Origin of the sequence: Thioalkalivibrio sp. ALMg3 (assembly GCF_000381225.1) — a bacterium.
Classification (GTDB): Bacteria; Pseudomonadota; Gammaproteobacteria; order Ectothiorhodospirales; family Ectothiorhodospiraceae; genus Thioalkalivibrio; species Thioalkalivibrio versutus.
This window is the reverse complement of record NZ_KB906221.1, coordinates 168,864-187,728: the sequence shown is the minus strand read 5'-3', so window position 1 is coordinate 187,728 and position 18,865 is coordinate 168,864. Positions and strand designations below refer to the sequence as shown.

The following is an 18,865-nucleotide window of genomic DNA, read 5'->3' as shown; positions in this document are numbered from 1 at the left end:
CGGATTCAATAACGTTATAGTATACCAATATGAATCGCGAAACCCCTTCCCCGCACGCGCAACCGGCGACGGACGCCTCGCCGTTGCTGGCCGCCCGCGACGTCTCGCTGGAACGCGGCGGGCGGGTGATCCTGGATCATGTCTCGGTCCAGGTGCGGCCGGCCGAGGTGACCGTGGTGATCGGCCCCAACGGGGCGGGCAAGACCTCGCTGTTGCGAGTGCTGCTGGGACTGTGGAAGCCGGGACAGGGCCGGGTACAACGCCGGCGCGGGCTGCGCATCGGCTACATGCCCCAGCGCCTGCAGATCGAGCCGGTGCTGCCATTGTCGGTGCGGCGTTTCCTGACGCTGCGCCAGCGGGCCCCGGAGGCCGTCCTGCGCGAAGGCCTGGAGCGGGTCGGCGTGCCGCATCTGCTGCACAAGCCGGTGCAGTCGCTCTCCGGCGGCGAGATGCAGCGGGTGCTGCTGGCGCGCGCCCTACTCAATCGGCCGAACCTTCTGGTGCTGGACGAGCCCGCCCAGGGGGTGGATATCGTCGGCCAGGGCGAGGTGTTCAAGCTGATCGATGACATCCGCCACGAGACCGGCTGCGGGGTGCTGATGGTGTCGCACGACCTGCACCTGGTGATGGCCGGGGCCGATGCGGTGATCTGCCTGAACCAGCATGTGTGCTGCACCGGCCGGCCGGAGGAGGTATCGCGGCATCCCGAGTACCAGCGCCTGTTCCCGGAGACGGACATGCAGGGGATCGGCGTCTACCGGCACGATCACGACCACGTGCACGATGTCGCCGGGGATGTACACGAACATCACGCCGGCTGCGGCCATGCCCACCGGCCCGGTCCCGGGGGCGACTCCCGATGATGGATGGCCTGCTCGACGATTTCCTGATTCGTGCGCTGCTGGCGGGGCTGATGGTGGCCGCCGTCGCGGGTCCGCTGGGGGCCTTCGTGGTCTGGCGCCGCATGGCCTATTTCGGCGATACCGTGTCGCATTCGGCGCTGCTGGGCGTCGCCCTCGGGGTACTCCTGGGGCTGAACCTGAACCTGATGGTCACGATCGTGTGCGTGGCCATCGCCATCCTGCTGGTACTGCTGCAGCGGCGGCAGGAACTGGCCTCGGACACCCTGCTCGGGATTCTCGCGCACAGTTCGCTGTCGCTGGGGATCGTCGCCGTTACCTTTATCGAGGGGTTGCGGGTGGATCTGATGGCCTACCTGTTCGGTGACATCCTCGCGGTGGGCACCAACGACTTGATGTCCATCGCGATCGGCGGTGGCGTGGCGTTGCTGCTGCTGATCCTGCTGTGGCGCCCGCTGCTGGCGCTGACCGTGCACGAGGAGCTCGCCCAGGTGGAGGGTGTGCCGGTGCTGCTGGTGCGGCTGGGCCTGATGCTGCTGATCGCACTGGTGATCGCGGCGGCGATGCAGGTGGTCGGCGTGCTGCTGATCACGGCGCTGATGATCATCCCGGCGGCCAGTGCCCGGCGCTTTGCGGCCACCCCCGAGCAGATGGCGATCCTCGCCGGCATCATCGGCATGCTGGCCGTGGGGGCCGGGCTGTGGGGCTCCTTCCAGTACGACACCCCGACCGGCCCGACCATCGTGGTCGCCGCGATGCTGGGCTTCATCCTGGTCCACCTGCTGCCCGGCCGCCTGATACCCCACTTTGGCGGGCGCTGACAACACCTTTCTTCACCACGAAGCGCACGAAGGCACGAAGAACGGGCTAAGGATCCGGGCGATTGTGCACCCTAGGGGGCACAGAGAAAGATTGTTCCTGATTAGCCACGAGGGTCAGCCAGTCAGGGGGATCGTCCAGGGGCGCAAATAGCCCGCCGCAGGTCGCTTTAATCCGGGCCTTTCTGGAATGTCCCCGTCCCCGGCCCCGGCCCCTGTACTGTCATCCCGGCCGCAGCGAAGCGAAGGGCCGGGAACCCCGGCCGCCGTGATCCCGGATAACCGCTACGTGGTTTCCGGGATCACGAAGCAGGAGGGGCGTGGAGCCCTGGGGCGTGTACCACTGCGTTCCAGGGCCACCTTCGGCCGCCGGGTGCTGTACATACCCGGGCCCGCACGGTCCCTGGACGGCGCCGGGTCGCGTTCAGCGGCGGCGTTCGAGGCGTTCGAAGGTGAAGGGGCAGGCGTGGCGTTCGTCGGCTTCGTGGTGCTCGGACCAGACGACGTCCCAGTCCGCGGGGTCGAGGGCGGGGAAGAAGGTGTCGCCGGCATGGCACTCGTGCACCCGGGTCAGGTGCAGCACGTCGGCGCGCGGCAGGGTCTCCGCGAACAGCCCGGCGCCGCCGATCACGAAGGCGGGGCCGGCCTCGATGGTGGCCAGCGCCGCATCCAGATCGCGATAGACCTCGATACCCTCCGCTTGCCAGTCCGCCTGGCGCGTCAGCACCAGGTTGCGGCGTTTCGGCAGCGGGCGCCCGATGGATTCGAAGGTGCGCCGCCCCATGATCATCGGGTGACCGGCAGTCATTCGCTTGAAGTGCTGCAGGTCCTTCGGCAGGTGCCAGGGCAGGTCGTTGTCGCGCCCGATCACGTGATCCGGATCGAGCGCGACCATCAGATGAATCTCGGGCTGGGGCATGGGGACTCCGGTAACGCTCAGATCGCGATGGGGGCCTTGATCGGGGGGTGCGACTGGTAGTCGCGCACCTCGATGTCGTCGAAGGTGAAGGCGAACAGGTCGGTGACGTCCGGGTTCAGGTGCAGGGTTGGTAGCGGCAGCGGTTCGCGCCCGAGCAGTTCTTCGACCTGCTCCTGGTGGTTGCGGTAGAGGTGGGCGTCGCCGAAGGTATGGACGAACTCGCCGGGCTTCAGGCCCACCACCTGCGCGAGCATGTGGGTCAGCAGGGCGTAGCTGGCGATGTTGAACGGCACGCCGAGGAAGACATCCGCGCTGCGCTGGTAGAGCTGGCAGGACAGGCGATCGTCGGCCACGTAGAACTGGAACAGGGTGTGGCAGGGCGCCAGGGCCATGCGTCCGGCCTCCGCGTTCGCCTGCGGCGAGATGGATTCGTCCGGCAGGTCGGCCACGTTCCAGGCGCTGATGATGTGGCGCCGGGAGTGGGGGCGGTTCCTCAGGTTGTCGATCAGTTCGGCAAGCTGGTCGTGGCCGGCCCAGTTGCGCCACTGCGCGCCGTAGACGGGGCCCAGGTCGCCGGCCTCGGTGGCCCACTCGTCCCAGATGCGGACCTTGTGCTCGCGCAGGTAGCCGACATTGGTATCGCCGGCGATGAACCACAGCAGTTCGTGGATTACCGAGCGCAGATGGGTGCGTTTGGTGGTGACCAGCGGGAAGCCGTCGGCCAGGTCGAAGCGCATCTGGTAGCCGAAGACCGAGCGCGTGCCGGTACCGGTGCGGTCCGGACGGTCCGTGCCGTGGTCGCGGATGTGCCGCACCAGGTCCAGGTATTGCTGCATCTCAGGCGGTCTCCGGGGCCGGGCGGGGTGCGGGCAGGGGGTTGCGCCGCGACCAGACGATCAGGGCAACGCCGAACAGGATCACCGGCAGGGTCAGGACCTGTCCCATGGTGAGCCAGTCGAAGGCGAGGTAGCCGAGATGGGCGTCGGGCACGCGCACGAACTCGACCGCGAAACGGAAGCTGCCGTAAAGCGTCAGGAACAGCCCGGAGATCAGTCCGGTACGCCGCGGCTGGCGCGAGACGACCCACAACACCACGAACAGCACGAGCCCTTCGAGAAAGGCCTGGTACAGCTGCGACGGATGACGGGGGATGTAGTCCGCGGCCGGGAAGACCATGGCCCAGGGCAGGTCGGTGGGTTTGCCCCACAGCTCGCCGTTGATCCAGTTGCCGATGCGCCCGGCGCCCAGGCCGATCGGGATCAGGGGGGCGATGAAGTCGGTCAGACGGAAGAACGGCTGGCCGATCTTGCGGGCGTATAGCCAGCAGGTGACCAGCACGCCGGCCAGCCCGCCGTGGAAGGCCATGCCGCCCTCCCAGATGCGGAACAGGCTCAGCGGGTCGGCCAGCGTGGTGTCGAGGTTGTAGAACAGTGCATAGCCGAGCCGCCCGCCGACGACGACCCCGAGTACGCCCCAGAACAGCAGGTCACCGACCTGCCAGGGGTGCAGGGGGTCCCAGTTGCGGCTGCGGGTGCGCCATACGCCCAACGCCCAGAAGGCGACGAAGCCGACCAGGTATGTCAGGCCGTACCAGTACAGGGTCAGTGGGCCGATGGACAGGGCGACGGGGTCGATAAACGGGTGTGTGGGCATGGGCGCTTGCGGATGAAAAACCGGCTGCACATGCTACTCGCCCGGGCCCCGGCATGCACCTGTATGCCGCTAGCCCGATCCACCTGCAAGGAGGCCGCGCGATGAATCGACTGGCCGGGGCCAGCAGCCCGTATCTGCTGCAGCACGCCGACAACCCTGTTGACTGGTATCCCTGGGGCGAGGAGGCGCTGGACCGCGCCCGCCGGGAGGACAAGCCAATCCTGCTCTCGATTGGTTATTCCGCCTGCCACTGGTGCCACGTGATGGCGCACGAATCCTTCGAGGATCCGGCCACCGCCGAGGTGATGAACGCGCGCTTCATCAACATCAAGGTGGACCGCGAGGAGCGCCCGGACCTCGACCGCATCTACCAGAACGCGCACATGCTGCTGTCGCAGCGCCCCGGAGGCTGGCCGCTGACCGTCTTCCTGACCCCGGACCAGGTGCCGTTTTTTGCCGGGACCTACTTCCCGAACACCCCGCGCCACGGCCTGCCATCGTTCGTGGACCTGATGACCCGGGTGTCCGATTTCCTCGCCGAGCACCCCGAGGAGATCCAGCGCCAGAACGACTCGTTGCAGCAGGCACTGGGGCGGATCTACAGCCCGGCCGGTGGCGCGATCCCGGCCCTCAGTGTCATCGACAAGGGGCGCGCCGAACTGGCGAAGACCTTCGACGAGCAGTTCGGCGGTTTCGGGGACGCCCCCAAGTTCCCGCACCCAGCGTCGCTCGAGTGGCTGGCCTGGCACTCGGCGCGCCATGGCGATGCCGAGGCGGAGCGCATGCTGGCCCGTACCCTGGGTGCGATGGCCGCCGGCGGGATCTTCGATCAGGTGGGCGGTGGCTTCTGCCGCTACTCGGTGGATGCCCGCTGGATGATCCCGCACTTCGAGAAGATGCTCTACGACAACGGGCCGTTGCTGGGGCTGTACGCCGAGCGCGCCGCCCACGGCGACGAATGCGCGCGGCGGGTGGTGGAGCCGACGGTCGCCTGGCTGGAGCGCGAGATGCGGGATCCCTCCGGGGCCTTTTATTCGAGCCTGGACGCGGACTCCGAGGGCGAGGAAGGACGCTTCTATGTCTGGGACCCGGAGACGGTCCAGGCGCTCCTGACGGAGGACGAGTGGGCCGTCGCCAGCCGGGTCTGGGGACTCCACGGCCCGGCCAATTTCGAGGGGCGCTGGCATCTGCACGAGGTGGCACCAGCGGCGACCGTCGCGGATGCGCTGGGGATCGACGAAGCGGAGGCGAACACGCGTCTGGACCGGGCCCGCGAACGCCTGCTCGCGGCACGCGAGGACCGGGTGCGACCGCATCGCGACGAGAAGATCCTGGGCGCCTGGAATGCCCTGATGATCGCGGGCCTGGCGCGTGCCGCGCGCGCCCTGGAGCGCCCGGAATGGTTGCGCCTGGCACGCGAGGCGATGACCGCCGTGCGCGAGCGTCTGTGGCGCGACGGCCGGTTGTGCGCCAGCGTGCGCGAGGGGGCGACCGGCGCGATGCCGCGCGCCTACCTGGACGATCACGCCCTGTTGCTGGAGGCCACGCTGGCGCTGCTGGAGGCCGAGTGGGACAGCGACCTGCTGGCCTGGGCCACCACGCTGGCCGACACCCTGCTGGAGGACTTCGAGGACCGCGAACAGGGCGGTTTCTTCTTCACCGCCCGGGATCACGAGGCACTGATCCAGCGCCCGAAGGTCTATGCCGACGATGCCATGGCGGCCGGCAACGGGACCGCCGCTCAGGTATTGCAGAAACTCGGGTTCCTGCTGTCCGAACCCCGCTACCTGGAGGCGGCCGAGCGCACGCTGGCGAACGCCGGCCCGATGGTCGAGCAGGCGCCACTGGGCCACATGAGCCTGCTGACCGCGCTGGACATCCATTACCAGGCGCCGGCCCTGGTCGTGCTGCGGGGGCCAGCCGACGAACTTCCCGCGTGGCAGCAGCGACTGCGGGTGCAGGATGCTCCGGTGTGGACCTTCGCGATTCCCGCGCCGGCCGGCGATCTGCCCGCCGCGCTCGCGGAGAAAGCCGCCCCGGAGACGGGCGTGCGGGCCTATGTCTGTCGCGGGTTGCAGTGCGCGGCCCCGGTGACCGATCCCGTTGCGCTGGAAGGTGCGCTCGACGAGGGTTGAATCGCCCGGACTCGCACCTACGGTAGAATGAGAGCCCGTGTGCAGGAGCCTGCAAGCAGGCTCCTGCGGGGGGTAGTCCGATTCATTGCAAAAGGGAATGTTCGAATGAGCGAGAAGAAGCTGATGGATTTCGTCGCCGAGGCGCGGAAGAACGTGAAGGAGATCGCCCCGGCGGATCTTGCCGAGAAGATGGAGAACGGCGAGGACTGGCTGGTGGTGGATGTGCGCGAGCCCTACGAGTTCGAAAAGATGCACGCGCCGAACTCCATCCTCGTCCCGCGCGGCCTGCTGGAAGGTGCGGCCGATCCCAACACCCCGCACCGCATCGACGCGCTGGTGAACGCCCGCGAGAAGCCGGTGGCCGTGATGTGCGCAACCGGCGGCCGTGCCGCGATGTCCGTGCAGCGACTGCAGGACATGGGCTTTACCAACGTGGTGAACATCGCCGGCGGTATCAAGAGCTGGGAAGGCGAGGACCTGCCGGTGGAATCCGGCGCCTACACGGGCCCGCTGCCGTAGCAGAGGCTGGCCGGGCGGGGGCAGGGGCCTCCGCCCCGAACGGTGCCGTATTCGGGCACGGTTCCGGCGGCGGGTTCATCCGACCGTCATCGTTCCTACACGGGGCGGTCAACCACGCGGCGTAGTCTCCGGGACAGTTCAACCGGAGGTCGCCACCATGAGCGAACCGCAGCTGTCCCCAGCTACACCGATCGCGGCGAACGAAACCGCCTACCGCGTCCACCTCGCGTCCAGCCCGTCGGAGCTCGAGGCGGCCCAGCGCCTGCGCCACGAGGTCTTCGCCGGCGAGATGGGGGCTGCGCTTCCGGATGCTGGATCCGGTCTGGACCGGGATCCCCTGGACCCCTTCTGTCATCACCTGCTGGTGCGCGAACGGCACTCCGGTACGGTGGTTGCCTGCACACGCATCCTCACCGAGGAGAGCGCCAGCACGGCCGGTGGCTTCTACTCGCTGTCCGAATTCGAACTGGGCCCGTTGATGAATCTCCCGGGGAAGACCCTGGAGATCGGCCGCACCTGCGTGCGCGCGGATCATCGTCAGGGGGCCGCGATCAACGCGCTGTGGACCGGCCTGGCGCGGTTCATGAACGCCCATCGTTACGACTACCTGATGGGCTGTGCGAGCCTACCATTGAGCGAGCAGACGCCGGCCCAGCTGGCCTGGCTACGCCTGTTCCATCGAGCCCCGTCACGTCTGCGGGTGACGCCGCGCCGGCCGCTGCCCAATTCCCTGACCATCTGCCATGGCACACCCAGCCGTACCGGGCTGCCGCCGTTGCTGAAAGCCTACCTTCGCCTGGGTGCCCGGGTCTGCGGCGAGGCCTGTTTCGATCCCGATTTCAATGTGGCCGACGTGCTTGTCCTGCTGGATGTGCGCGCCATGCCGGACCGTTACCATCGGCACTTCATGGGCGCTATGACGCCCGCAAGCCGAGGAACGGAGCATGACCGGAACACTGCGGGCACTGGGTAGGCTGATGCGCATCGTGCTGCACATGCTGGCGGGGGTCTGGCTGACCTGGCGGATGGTCCGCCGGGGGGCCGACTTCGCGGAACGCAGCCGCATCCGCCGCGCCTGGTACGACCGCGCGCTGTGGATCGTGGGGGTGCGGCTCCGGATCCATGGCGAGGAACCCCGGCGTACGTCACTGGTGGTGGCCAACCATGTCTCCTGGCTGGATATCCCGCTAATCGGCGCCGCGATGGACACCTGTTTCCTCTCCAAGGCGGAGATCGCACGTTGGCCGATCATCGGCTGGCTCGGCCGTCAGCATGACACCCGCTTCATCGAACGCGGGGCCAATCAGGCGTCGGCCCACTTCGAGGCGATGCGGGCCGGGCTCGACGAGGGCCTGCAGTTCGTGGTGTTCCCGGAAGGCACGACCAGCCGTGGCGAGTTCGTGCGCCGGTTCCACCCGCGACTGTTTGCGGCCGTGGCCGGCACCCAGCACCCGTTACAGCCGGTGGCGCTGGCCTACGAAGGCATGCCGAACGGCCCGGTGCCGGTGTCCTACGCGGAAGACGATCGCCTGATCTCGAATGTCTGGAAGCTGTTGTGTCGGCGCGAGACGCACGTGGAGCTGCATCTTCTGGCACCGCTGGAATCCGCCAACCAGGATCGGCGCAGTCTGGCCGACGGCGCCCGCAGCGCCATTGTCGATGTGCTCGGCCTGCCGGTCGATCCGCCTTCGGGGCGCGCAAGCGCCCGCGCCTCGTAGCGGCGGGCGGGGAGGGGGTTCACCATGTCGTCGCCGCTACACACGGAATCCCGCCGCCCCTCCCGCCCATGTCTGAACCTGGCCCTGGTGACCGAGACCTGGCCACCGGAGGTCAATGGTGTGGCCCATACCCTCGCGCGCCTGGTTGAGGGGATGCGCAGCCGCGGCCATCGCGTGCAGGTGCTGCGTCCGTGCCAGCCGGGCGAATCGAAGGCCGTCGTCGTGGACCCGCTGGAGACGGACGGTTTAATGGAGGAGCGGCCATTGCCGGGGTTGCCGCTTCCGGGCTACAGCGGTTTGCGCATGGGATTGCCGGCTCGCCGGCGCTTGACGGCGCTGTGGACCGAACACCGGCCTGACGCCGTATATGTCGCGACCGAAGGGCCGCTTGGCCACTCGGCCCTGCGCGCGGCACGGTGCCTCGGGATCCCCGTCGCATCGGGGTTTCACACCCATTTCGATGGCTATGCCCGCTACTACGGCGTGGGCTGGCTGACACCTCTGGTGCGGGCCGTCCTGCGCCGTTTCCACAATCGCTGCGACGTAACCCTGGCCCCCACGCAGGCACTGGCCACAAGCCTTGCAGGCCATGGCTTCGAGCGCGTGCGGGTGATGGCGCGCGGCGTGGATACCCGGCACTTCACGCCGGCACGGCGATCCTCGCGCCTGCGTCGGCAATGGGGGCCCGGGCCGGTGGTCCTGTACGTCGGCCGACTGGCGCCAGAGAAGAATCTGGGGCTGGTGGTGGAAGCCTTCCGAACATTGCAGGAGCGCCTGCCCGACGCCCGCCTGGTGCTGGTGGGGGACGGACCCTCCCGTGTCGCGCTTGAGCGGGCACACCCGGACCTGATCTTTACCGGGCAGCAGGTGGGGCAGGCCCTGGCCCAGCACTACGCCAGCGCCGACCTGTTCCTGTTCCCATCCACCTCCGAGACCTTCGGCAACGTGGTGATCGAGGCCATGGCCAGCGGGATCCCGGTGCTGGCCTTCGATACTGCGGCGGCTCACGAGCACGTGATCAGCGGCGTGAGCGGCGCCCGGGTGCGCTTTACCGGCGATGTGACGGCGGATGCCGCAGCCTTTGTCACGGCGGCTGCGGAACTCGCACAGACCCCGGAGGGGTGGAGCGAGATGGGGCGCCACGCCCGGGCGTGCGCCCGTGGGCTTGACTGGGTCGAGGTGGTCGCCGAGTTCGAAACGGTTTGTCTGGAACTGCTAGGAGAGGCGCGCGATGCGAGTCCTGCACTGGATGGATGAGTTCGAGCTGGCGGTCTGCCAGCGGTTCAATCACTACAATCGCCGTCGCGCCGTCAGCGGGTTCTTCGGCTGGATCAGCCGCCTGGGCGATGGGGCCATCTGGTATGCGCTGATGCTTGCCCTGCCACTGATCCATGGGCCGCAGGCGGCCTGGGTCAGTCTGCAGATGGCGGTAGTGGGGCTGGCCTCGCTGCCGCTCTACAAGTGGCTGAAGCGGCGCACCAGCCGGCGTCGTCCCTGCCATCGTGGTCGTCCGTTCGCGCGCACCGTGGATCCGCTGGACGAGTTCAGTTTCCCCTCCGGCCATACGATGCACGCGGTGGGGTTTACGGTGATCCTGGTGGCCTGGTTCCCGGTGTGGGCGTGGCTGGTCGTGCCGTTCGCGGTGCTGGTGGCCGCCTCGCGGCTGGTGCTGGCCCTGCACTACCCGAGCGATGTCGCCATGGGCGCCTTGATCGGCGCAACGGTGGCTGCGACCGTTCTTGGACTGGTCAGCCTGCTCTGACAGCGAACCTGCGTCACCCACTTTGTAATCCCGGAAACCGCGCAGCGGTTATCCGGGATCTGGTTGAACGGCCCGGGGCGTTCCCGGAGATCCCGGCTCTCCGCTTCGTTGCGGCCGGGATGACGGGGCGTTCAGGCCTTTCCGGGGTGATGGCCCACGGAATGCCCCGCCGGCTGTGTCCGGAGGCAGGGCGCGGCGTCAGCCGCGCAGGGCGAGCGCTTCCTCGTTGTAGGCGGCGTCGATGGTGACGATGGTCTTTTCCACCAGGCGGAAGCCCTCGACCGGGGCGTCGTCGCCCATGTACTTCAGGCGGGTCGGGCCGATGGACTTGACCGCCTCGGCCCGTTCCATGGTGGCGTCCGGGCTGTCGGAACCGGCGCCGTCCATCAGGGCGACCAGGACCTCGGCCGCGATGGGGTTGCGGTGGTCTCCGCTGCGCGCCTTTTCCAGTGACGCGGCGGGGTCGCCGTCCAGGAACACGCCGTCCATGTGTTCGTCCAGATACTGCAGCAGTTGACTTAGCGTCATGGTGTAGGTCTCCCGTTGGGTCTCGAAGCGCCGTCATCGCTCGCAGGCGATGACGGCGGCCGGTAATGGTTCAGCCTTGCTGCGCGTAGGTGGCGCGGGCGGCGGACAGCGCACGGCCAGGGGTGACCGCGCCCATGTCGGCCAGCACGGCCTCCAGCGCAGACAGGCACAGCAGCACGTTCTTCTCGTTGGCGCCATGGCCCATCAGGCCGATGCGCCAGACCTTGCCCGCGTACGGGCCGAGTCCCGCGCCGATCTCCAGGCCGTAGCGGTTCAGTAGTTCGCCACGTACCGCGGCCTCGTCGACGCCTTCCGGCACGTGAATGGTGTTCAGCTGCGGCAGGCGATGCTCGGCGTCCACCAGGAAGCTCAGGCCCATGGCCTCGAGTCCGGCGCGCAGGGCAGCGTGATGACGATCGTGGCGCGACCAACTGTTCTCCAGGCCTTCCTCGGCGAGGATCACCAGCGATTCGTGCAGGGCGTACAGGGCGTTGATCGGCGCGGTGTGGTGGTAGGCACGCTTGCCGCCGCCGCCCCAGTAGCCCATGACCAGGTTGAGGTCGAGAAACCAGCTCTGCACCTTGTGGCTGCGTGCCTGGATGCATTCCACCGCGCGTTCGCTGAAGCTGACCGGCGACAGCCCCGGGGTGCAGGACAGGCACTTCTGCGAGCCGGAGTAGATCGCGTCCACGCCCCAGTCGTCCACGTACAGCGGGCTGCCGGCGAGGCCGGTGACCGAGTCGACGATGCTCAGGCAGTCATGCTCGCGGGCCAGGCGGCACAGCGTCTCGACATCCGAGCGCGCCCCGGTCGAGGTCTCGGCGTGCACGAAGGCCAGGATTTTCGCGTCCGGGTTGCCCTTCAGCGCGTCCTCGACCTTCTCGGGGGAGACCGGGGCGCCCCAGTCGTCCTCGATCACCACGGCGGTACCGCCGCAGCGCTCGACGTTCTCCTTCATCCGGGTGCCGAACACGCCGTTGATACAGACGATGACCTTGTCACCCGGTTCGACCAGGTTCACGAAGCAGGTCTCCATGCCGGCGGAACCGGGGGCGGAGACCGGCAGGGTCAGGGCGTTGTTGGTCTGGAAGGCGTACTGCAGCAGGCCCTTCATCTCCTCCATCATGCCGACAAACACCGGGTCCAGATGGCCGATGATCGGGCGGCTCATCGCGGCGAGCACGCGCGGATTCACGTCGGAGGGGCCGGGGCCCATCAGGGTGCGCTGCGGGGGGAGAAAGGATTTTGCCTGCATGGATGCGTCTACCGGATTGGAAAAGGGGGAATCTAGAGTGCTGTCGGGGCTTGGGCAAGCGCCCCTACGCACCGGCGGGAGTTGCGCCGCAGTGGCGTTCGAGCAGTGTGAGCCAGTGCTCGACCGGCGTATCGGTCCCGTACTGCAGGTGCGTCTGGCAGCCGATGTTGGCGGTCACGATGCGCGCGGGGCCGCTGGCCTCGAGGTTGTCCAGCTTGCGCTGGCGCAGACGGCCCGCCATCGCCGGCTGGAGAATGGAATAGGTTCCGGCCGAGCCGCAGCACAGATGCGGCTCGGCGACCGGCACCAGGTGGAAGCCGGCGGCCTGCAGTAGCGGTTCCACGCGGCCGGCCAGGCCCTGGCCATGTTGCAGGGTGCAGGGGGCATGCCAGGCGACGGGCGGGTGATCTGCCGGCGCCCGGATGCCGAGGCTGCGGATGGTCTGGATATCGAACAGCTCGACCGGGTCGCGGACCTGCGCCGTGAAGCGGGCGGCGCGTGCGGCATACGTCGGGTCGTCGGCCAGGATGTGCGCGTAGTCGCGCAGCATCACGCCGCAGCCGCTGGCGGTGCTGACGACGGCGTCCACCCCGTCCGCAAGGATCGACTCCCAGGCGTCGAGGTTGGCCCGGACCCGCTCGCGGGTGCGCTCCGCGAACGCCAGGTGGTGTTCCACCGCGCCGCAGCAGCGGGCCTCGCCGGCCTCGACCACCTCGATGCCAAGGCGCCCGAGCAGGCCCCGGAGTGCGGCGTTGATGCGGGCGTCGATCGCATCGTGCACGCAGCCGCCGAGCAGCAGCACGCGCCCGTGGGGAAAGCCCGCCGGAGTCGCCGCGCCAATGTTGGTTGCACCGGCCCGGGCACCGTGGCGTGCGGGCACGCGGCGCTTCAGGGTGGCGGGCAGCAGTGGGCGGGCCAGGCGGCCCAGCCCCAGGGCTAGACGGAACGGCCAGCGCGCCGGCAGCGCGCGGACCAGCAGGGTGCGCAGCAGCCGGTCGCGCCAGCCGCGCGGGAGGTCTTCCTCGATCACCTCCCGGCCAAAGGCGACCAGGTGGTTGTAATCGACCCCGGAGGGGCAGGTGGTCATGCAGTTGAGACAGGTCAGGCAGCGGTCCAGGTGGGTGCGGGTGGTGGTATTGGCCTCGCCGCTCTCCAGGACCTGCTTGATCTGGTAGATGCGTCCGCGCGGGCCGTCCAGCTCGTCACCCTGTTCCTGATAGGTGGGGCAAGTCGCGTTGCAGAAGCCACAGTGCACGCAGGCACGCAGGGCGTCTTCGGCGATGCGCGCCGCCGGATCATTCTCGAAGCGCGGGTGCAGGCGAGTTTCCATGGCCTCAGCTCGCCGGCACGGTGCGTGGATGAGGGGTGATCAGTGGGGCGAAGAACACGCCGTCAGGGTCCAGGGCGGCGCGGACCTCGCCCTCCAGGCGCGCATGGGCCGGTGCGCGGGGGTGCAGCCAGGCCGCCCCGGCCGGATCGCCGGACCACAGGCGGGCGTGTCCGCCCGCTTGCTCGGTGGCAGCGCGCACTGCGTCCGGGGTGGCCGTGGAGCGCAGCCAGCGCTCGCCGCCGCCCCAGTTGAGCAGCCATTCGCCGGGCAGATCCAGCGGCGGGGTGGCGGGCGGCAGGCTCAGACGCCACAGGCGCTCGTCGCGGGCCATGGGTCGGGTGAGGAAGGGCAGGTGCCGATCGCGCAGTTGCGCCCAGAAGGCCGGGCCGTCGATATCCGGTGCTGCGCCCAGGCGTTCGGCGGCCTCCTGCACGGCCTCCTGGCCACCGCCCAGGCGGATGTGGCCGATACCGTCAGCCCAGGCCAGGCCCGAGAACGGCAGGGCGGTACGGCCCCAGTCGCGCGCCTGCTCGATGAAGGCCGCGGCGGAGCTCTCCTGGCGCAGCCAGGCCTGGTAGGCGGGGGCGGGCAGCAGCTTGAAGCTGACCTCCAGCAACAGGCCCAGGCTGCCGAGGCTGCCGGCCATCAGCCGCGAGACGTCGAAGCCGGCGACGTTCTTCATCACTTCGCCGCCGAAGCGCAGGATCTCGCCGCGACCGTTGACGATGCGGGTGCCAAGCACGGCGTCGCGCAGGCTGGCGGTCCAGGGGCGGCGTGCGCCGGACAGGCCCAGGGCCACCATGCCGCCCACGGTGCTGGACGGCGTGGGCATGGCCGGTTCGAAGGGCAGCATCATGTCCACCTCTTCCAGCGCGGCCTGCAGTTCCATCACCGGCGTGCCGGCGCGCACGGTCACCACCAGCTCGCTGGGTGCGAGGTTGACGATGCCGTGATGGCCGCTGGCCTCCAGTGGCTGGACATCCGGTTCGAAGCCCGTGGGGAAGGCACGCGCGCGCTGACTGCCGCCGCCGGCGATCGCCAGGCGGTGCCCGGCGGCGACGGCCGTTCGGATGCGCTCGGCCAGCCCGGCGGACTGGTCGGTTCCAGTATCCATAGGTGTGCTCGCGAAGCTGGGGACTAGCCAGTCTCGAGGGTCAGGCGCACGCGCTCCAGACGATGGCGTACCTCGCCGGCCAGGTCTTCGACACCGGGTTTGTCGACCAGACCCATGACCGCGACCGGGTCCATGAAGCCGACCGTGCAGGTGCCGTTCTCGTTGTCCTGCACCAGCACGTTGCAGGGCAGCAGCAGGCCGATGTTGGGGTCGGCCTCGACGGCCTGGCGTGCAAGGTTCGGGTTGCAGGCGCCGAGGATGCGGTAGGGGCGATGCTCCAGATCCAGTTTCTTCTTGAAGGCCGCAGCGACGTCGATATCGCTGAGGATGCCGAAGCCCTCCTCGCCGAGGGCGGCCGTGGTCTGCGCGATCACGTCCTCGATGCCGCCCTTCACGATGACATTGAAGCCGTAGTTGGGTTGTTCCATTGCGGTGTACTCCGATTGCGGTTCGTGGTTACGCCGAAAGGGCGGGGGTGTCGGCGGAAGGGCCGCGCCCCGGCGGTTCCGCGCGTCGGCGCTGATTCCAGACTACCAGCAGTCCCAGCGCCAGGGCCGGAAGGTAGAACCAGTATGGGCTGGGGCGCTCGGTCGGCACCAGTACGCCGGTGATGGTCCAGCCACCCTCCAACCCTACTCGGCCGGCCGGGCTGCCGAAAGCGACCGTCTGGATCTGTGCCTTCTGGTCGTCCGGGTCGAAGCGCACGTCCAGCCCGGCGTCGGCCAGACGCTCGCGCGGGGCCAGGTCGGGGTCGCCCAGGGGGAACATCACCGTGCGGGTGATCTCGCGGCCCTCCAGGTCGATGCCGGTGGCCTCCAGGCGCAGCGAGTCGCGGTCCGGGATGGTCTCGACGACCTCGAGCAGGGTCTCCGCCGGCTGGTGCTGATAGGGAGCCGCGATGCGGTCCATCAGCACGGTCGGGACCAGCAGCACGAAGGCGACTACCATCAACGCGGCGGACTCCCAGTAGCGGCTGCGGGTCAGGAACCAGCCCTGGGTGGCCGCGGTAAAGGCGAGGATGCCGGCCAGCGAGCCGAGGAAGACCAGCGCCAGCTGGAACACGTTGTCCACCCCGATCAACAGCAACTGGCTGTTGAAGATGAAGAAGAACGGCAACGCGATGGTGCGCAGGCTGTAGGCGAAGGCCTGGATCCCGGTGCGGATCGGGTCGGCCTTGGCGATCGCCGCGCCGGCAAAAGAGGCCAGGCCCACCGGTGGCGTCACGTCGGCCATGATGCCGAAATAGAACACGAACAGGTGGGCCGCGATCAGCGGGATCAGGATGTCGTGCTGGGCCCCCAGATCGACGATGATCGGGGCCATCAGGGTGGCCACAATGATGTAGTTCGCGGTGGTCGGCAGGCCCAGGCCAAGGACCAGGCTGATCACCGCGGTCAGTACCAGCACCAGCAGCAGGTTGCCGCCGGACAGGGTATCCACCAGGTCGGTCAGCACCAGGCCGACGCCGGTCATCGCGACCGTGCCGACGATGATCCCGGCCGCGGCGGTGGCCAGGCCGATACCGATCATGTTGCGCGCGCCGGTCTCGAAGCCCTGGAACAGTTCCCAGACCCCGACCCACGCGGCTTGCAGGAGACGCCCCTGGCGCCGGAACAGGGCCACCAGCGGGCGCTGGGTCAGCACGATGAAGATCATGAATGCCACCGCCCAGAACGCCGCCAGCCCCGGCGACAGGCGTTCGACCACCAACGCCCAGACCAGCACCACCAGCGGCAGCAGGTAGTGCAGCCCGCTCAGGACCGTGGGGGCGACCCGCGGCAGCGGGCGTTCGGTATCCAGGGCCTCGGGGTCCGGCTCGCGCGCGACGATCCAGACCAGTACCAGGTAGGTGGCGAACAACAGGCCGGCGATGATCCAGGCCGCGGCATCCCCGGCGACGATCTTGATCCAGCCCAGTCCCCAGTACACCGCACCCGCCAGGATGATCAGGCTGGCCACGGTCAGGGCGAAGCTGATCAGGCGCCCGCGCCAGGTCGTCACGGTGGCGCGCTGGAGGCCCTCCATGCCGTTCTTGCAGGCCTCCAGGTGGACGATGTAGATCAGCGCGATATAGGCGATCAGCGCCGGCAGGATGGCGTGCTTGAGCACCTCGACATAGGGGATGCCGACGTACTCGACCATCAGGAACGCGGCGGCGCCCATCACTGGCGGCATCAGCTGCCCGTTGACCGAGCTGGCAACCTCCACGGCCCCGGCCTTGTGCGGGGCAAAGCCGACCCGCTTCATCAGCGGTACGGTGAAGGTGCCGGTGGTGACCACGTTGGCGATCGACGAGCCGGAGACCACGCCGGTCATCCCGGAGGCCAGCACCGCCGCCTTGGCCGGGCCGCCGCGCAGGTGCCCGAGCAGGGCGAAGGCGACGCGGATGAAGTAGTCGCCGGCCCCGGCGCGCTCCAGCAATGCGCCGAACAGCACGAACAGGAACACGAAGCTGGTGGAGACCCCCAGCGCGATGCCGAACACCCCCTCGTTGGACAGCCATTGCTGAGCCATCGCGCGCGGGTAGCTGGCGCCGCGATGGGCGATCAGGTCCGGCATCAGCGGCCCGGCGAAGGTATAGAATAGGAAGATCGCGGCGATGATGGTCAGCGCCGGGCCGAGCACCCGGCGGGTCGCCTCGAGCAGCAGGATCAGGCCGATCCCGGCCATGATCAGGTCCAGCTCGGTGGGGGCGCCGGGACGTGCCGCCAGGGCCTCGTGGAACAGGTAGAGGTACAGGGCACTGAAGGCCGCGACCGCGGCGAACACCCAGTCCCCCAGCGGCACGCGATGGACGGGGTCGTTCCCGCGCAGCAGTGGCCAGGCCACGGCGACCAGGGCGATGCCGAGCGCCAGGTAGACCTCGCCCAGGCGTTCCAGGCCGAGGAACTGCCACAGCCCCAGTGCAATCAGGGCCAGCCCACCCAGGGCATAGAGGATACCGATGGCGTGCTGCCAGCCCTTGCCGCGGGCGGTGGCGCGGACCGCCGGGAACAGCAGGTAGCCGAGGAAGATTGCGAACGCCAGGTGGATCGAGCGGGCCTCGGTCTCGGAGACGACGAAGATGTCCACCCAGTCGGCGATCGGCGAGGCGATCCAGATCTGGAACAGCGACCAGGCCACGGCGGTGAGCCAGATCAGGCTGCGGGTGGCGCGGCCCGGGTGGCGGCCGCCGGTCTCCAGCTCCCCGATGGAGGCGTCATCGAGGGCGGAAGTCTCCGGGCTTTGCGTTCGGCTATCAGTCATCGATCAGCCCCGCTTCACGGAAGTAGCGTCGGGCACCGGGGTGGAGGGGTGCGGACAGGCCCTCGTCCACCATGCCCTCGCGTTCGAGACCGCTGAAGGCCGGGTGCAGGCCGCGGAAGGTCTCGAAGTTGTCGAATACGGCGCGGGTCAGCTCGTAGGCGGCCGTGTTCGAGGTGCGGTCCGAGGTGACCAGGGTGGCGCCCACGCCGTAGGTGCGGATGTCCTGGTCCTGCCCCGGGTAGGTATCGGCGGGGATCACGGCCGTGAGGTAATAGGGCGTCGAGCGGATCAGCTCCTCGATCGCCGGACCTTCGATGGACACCAGGCGGGCGTCGCAGGTGGCGATCGGCTCCTGGATCGCCGCCGATGGATGCCCGACCGAGAAGACGAAGGCGTCGATCCGGTTGTCGCACAACGCCTGCGCCTGTTCGCGCGAGGGCAGTTCGCCCACGCGGCGGAAGGTGTCGTGGTCCCAGCCGAGCTCCGCCATCAGCTGTTCCATCAGGGTGCGCTGGCCGGAGCCGGGATTGCCGATGTTCACCCGCTTGCCCGGCAGGTCGTCCAGGCCTTGGATGTCCGCATCCGGGCGCACCACCAGGGTCAGTGGCTCGGGGTGCAGGCTGAACATCGCCCGCAGGTGGTCGGCGGGCCCGAAGGCCTCGAAGCGGCCGCTGCCGTGATAGGCGTGGTACTGGAGATCCGACTGGGCCACGCCGAAGTCCATGTCGCCGGAACGCACCATGTTCAGGTTGAATACCGAACCGCCCGTGCTCTCCGCGGTGCAGCGCATCCCGTGGCTGTCGCGGCGGGTGTTGAACAGCCGGCACAGGTGCTGGCCGGCCGGGTAGTACACGCCGGTGACGCCGCCGGTGCCGATGTTGATGAAGCGTTGTTCCGCCTGGGCCAGGGGTGCGAGCAGCAACAGGCCGAGGGCAAGCAGCCCAACGGTCAGGTGCCGGGTGCGGCGTCTCGCGGTGCGGTGGTCGGGTCGTCCTCGCATACGGGCTC

General features: G+C 68.8%; 18 protein-coding genes. 8 read left to right on the top strand and 10 right to left on the bottom strand.

The features are described from left to right. Positions 1 to 29: 29 nt before the first annotated feature. Positions 30 to 863 (top strand): zinc ABC transporter ATP-binding protein ZnuC, encoded by an 834-nt coding sequence (gene znuC / locus F622_RS0104770; RefSeq protein WP_018146126.1) that lies wholly within the window; start codon positions 30 to 32, stop codon positions 861 to 863. Continuing rightward, positions 860 to 1,681: a zinc ABC transporter permease subunit ZnuB gene (gene znuB / locus F622_RS0104765; protein WP_026287963.1), complete on the top strand. Its 822-nt coding sequence runs from the start codon at positions 860 to 862 to the stop codon at positions 1,679 to 1,681. The genes znuC and znuB overlap by 4 nt, the downstream gene beginning before the upstream one ends. A 421-nt stretch (positions 1,682 to 2,102) precedes the next feature. On the opposite strand, the gene F622_RS0104760 is transcribed toward znuB, so the two are convergent. The 3 genes from F622_RS0104760 to lgt are packed head-to-tail and all read right to left on the bottom strand — an operon-like array spanning position 2,103 to position 4,250. Then, positions 2,103 to 2,597: a dihydrofolate reductase gene (locus F622_RS0104760; protein ID WP_018176394.1), complete on the bottom strand. Its 495-nt coding sequence runs from the start codon at positions 2,595 to 2,597 to the stop codon at positions 2,103 to 2,105. A gap of 17 nt (positions 2,598 to 2,614) precedes the next feature. Beyond that, positions 2,615 to 3,433 (bottom strand): thymidylate synthase, encoded by an 819-nt coding sequence (locus tag F622_RS0104755; protein WP_018176393.1) that lies wholly within the window; start codon positions 3,431 to 3,433, stop codon positions 2,615 to 2,617. 1 nt (position 3,434) lies between these two features. Then, positions 3,435 to 4,250, bottom strand: a complete 816-nt coding sequence (gene lgt / locus F622_RS0104750; RefSeq protein WP_018146122.1) for a prolipoprotein diacylglyceryl transferase — start codon at positions 4,248 to 4,250, stop codon at positions 3,435 to 3,437. Positions 4,251 to 4,351: 101 nt separating this feature from the next. Between lgt and F622_RS0104745 the strand changes: the two genes are divergently transcribed. The 6 genes from F622_RS0104745 (at position 4,352) to F622_RS0104720 (ending at position 10,384) form a co-directional block, all read left to right on the top strand. Next, positions 4,352 to 6,385 (top strand): thioredoxin domain-containing protein, encoded by a 2,034-nt coding sequence (locus F622_RS0104745; protein ID WP_018176392.1) that lies wholly within the window; start codon positions 4,352 to 4,354, stop codon positions 6,383 to 6,385. A 105-nt stretch (positions 6,386 to 6,490) separates the two neighbouring features. Then, positions 6,491 to 6,904 carry a rhodanese-like domain-containing protein gene (locus F622_RS0104740; RefSeq protein ID WP_018146120.1) on the top strand — a complete coding sequence of 138 codons (414 nt, stop codon included), beginning with the start codon at positions 6,491 to 6,493 and terminating at the stop codon, positions 6,902 to 6,904. A gap of 157 nt (positions 6,905 to 7,061) precedes the next feature. Continuing rightward, positions 7,062 to 7,877, top strand: a complete 816-nt coding sequence (locus F622_RS0104735; protein ID WP_018169385.1) for a GNAT family N-acetyltransferase — start codon at positions 7,062 to 7,064, stop codon at positions 7,875 to 7,877. 4 nt (positions 7,878 to 7,881) lie between these two features. Next, complete coding sequence (locus F622_RS0104730; protein WP_019571438.1) at positions 7,882 to 8,622, top strand: 1-acyl-sn-glycerol-3-phosphate acyltransferase; 741 nt, start codon at positions 7,882 to 7,884, stop codon at positions 8,620 to 8,622. Between the two features lie 24 nt (positions 8,623 to 8,646). Then, on the top strand, positions 8,647 to 9,879 hold the full coding sequence (locus tag F622_RS0104725; RefSeq protein ID WP_018169387.1) for a glycosyltransferase family 1 protein: 1,233 nt from the start codon (positions 8,647 to 8,649) through the stop codon (positions 9,877 to 9,879). Beyond that, entirely contained in the window at positions 9,854 to 10,384 is a 531-nt protein-coding gene (locus tag F622_RS0104720) for a phosphatase PAP2 family protein (protein ID WP_018176389.1), read from the top strand. The genes F622_RS0104725 and F622_RS0104720 overlap by 26 nt, the downstream gene beginning before the upstream one ends. A gap of 198 nt (positions 10,385 to 10,582) precedes the next feature. Here the strand turns inward: F622_RS0104720 and F622_RS0104715 are convergent, their stop codons facing one another. The 7 genes from F622_RS0104715 to F622_RS0104685 form a co-directional block, all read right to left on the bottom strand. Beyond that, a complete protein-coding gene (locus tag F622_RS0104715) occupies positions 10,583 to 10,912 on the bottom strand; it encodes a hypothetical protein (RefSeq protein WP_018169389.1) in 330 nt (109 codons plus the stop codon). A 70-nt stretch (positions 10,913 to 10,982) separates the two neighbouring features. Further along, on the bottom strand, positions 10,983 to 12,167 hold the full coding sequence (locus F622_RS0104710) for an alanine--glyoxylate aminotransferase family protein (RefSeq protein ID WP_018169390.1): 1,185 nt from the start codon (positions 12,165 to 12,167) through the stop codon (positions 10,983 to 10,985). A 64-nt stretch (positions 12,168 to 12,231) separates the two neighbouring features. Beyond that, the gene (glcF, locus tag F622_RS0104705) at positions 12,232 to 13,497 is read right to left on the bottom strand and encodes a glycolate oxidase subunit GlcF (protein ID WP_018169391.1); all 1,266 of its coding nucleotides are present in this window, start codon (positions 13,495 to 13,497) and stop codon (positions 12,232 to 12,234) included. 4 nt (positions 13,498 to 13,501) lie between these two features. Further along, positions 13,502 to 14,611 carry a glycolate oxidase subunit GlcE gene (glcE, locus tag F622_RS0104700; RefSeq protein ID WP_018169392.1) on the bottom strand — a complete coding sequence of 370 codons (1,110 nt, stop codon included), beginning with the start codon at positions 14,609 to 14,611 and terminating at the stop codon, positions 13,502 to 13,504. 23 nt (positions 14,612 to 14,634) lie between these two features. Further along, positions 14,635 to 15,039 (bottom strand): DUF302 domain-containing protein, encoded by a 405-nt coding sequence (locus tag F622_RS0104695; protein ID WP_018146111.1) that lies wholly within the window; start codon positions 15,037 to 15,039, stop codon positions 14,635 to 14,637. Between the two features lie 28 nt (positions 15,040 to 15,067). Continuing rightward, positions 15,068 to 17,857 carry a TRAP transporter permease gene (locus F622_RS0104690; protein ID WP_018176386.1) on the bottom strand — a complete coding sequence of 930 codons (2,790 nt, stop codon included), beginning with the start codon at positions 17,855 to 17,857 and terminating at the stop codon, positions 15,068 to 15,070. Further along, the gene (locus F622_RS0104685) at positions 17,850 to 18,857 is read right to left on the bottom strand and encodes a TAXI family TRAP transporter solute-binding subunit (RefSeq protein ID WP_018176385.1); all 1,008 of its coding nucleotides are present in this window, start codon (positions 18,855 to 18,857) and stop codon (positions 17,850 to 17,852) included. The genes F622_RS0104690 and F622_RS0104685 overlap by 8 nt, the downstream gene beginning before the upstream one ends. Between the last annotated feature and the right edge of the window lie 8 nt (positions 18,858 to 18,865).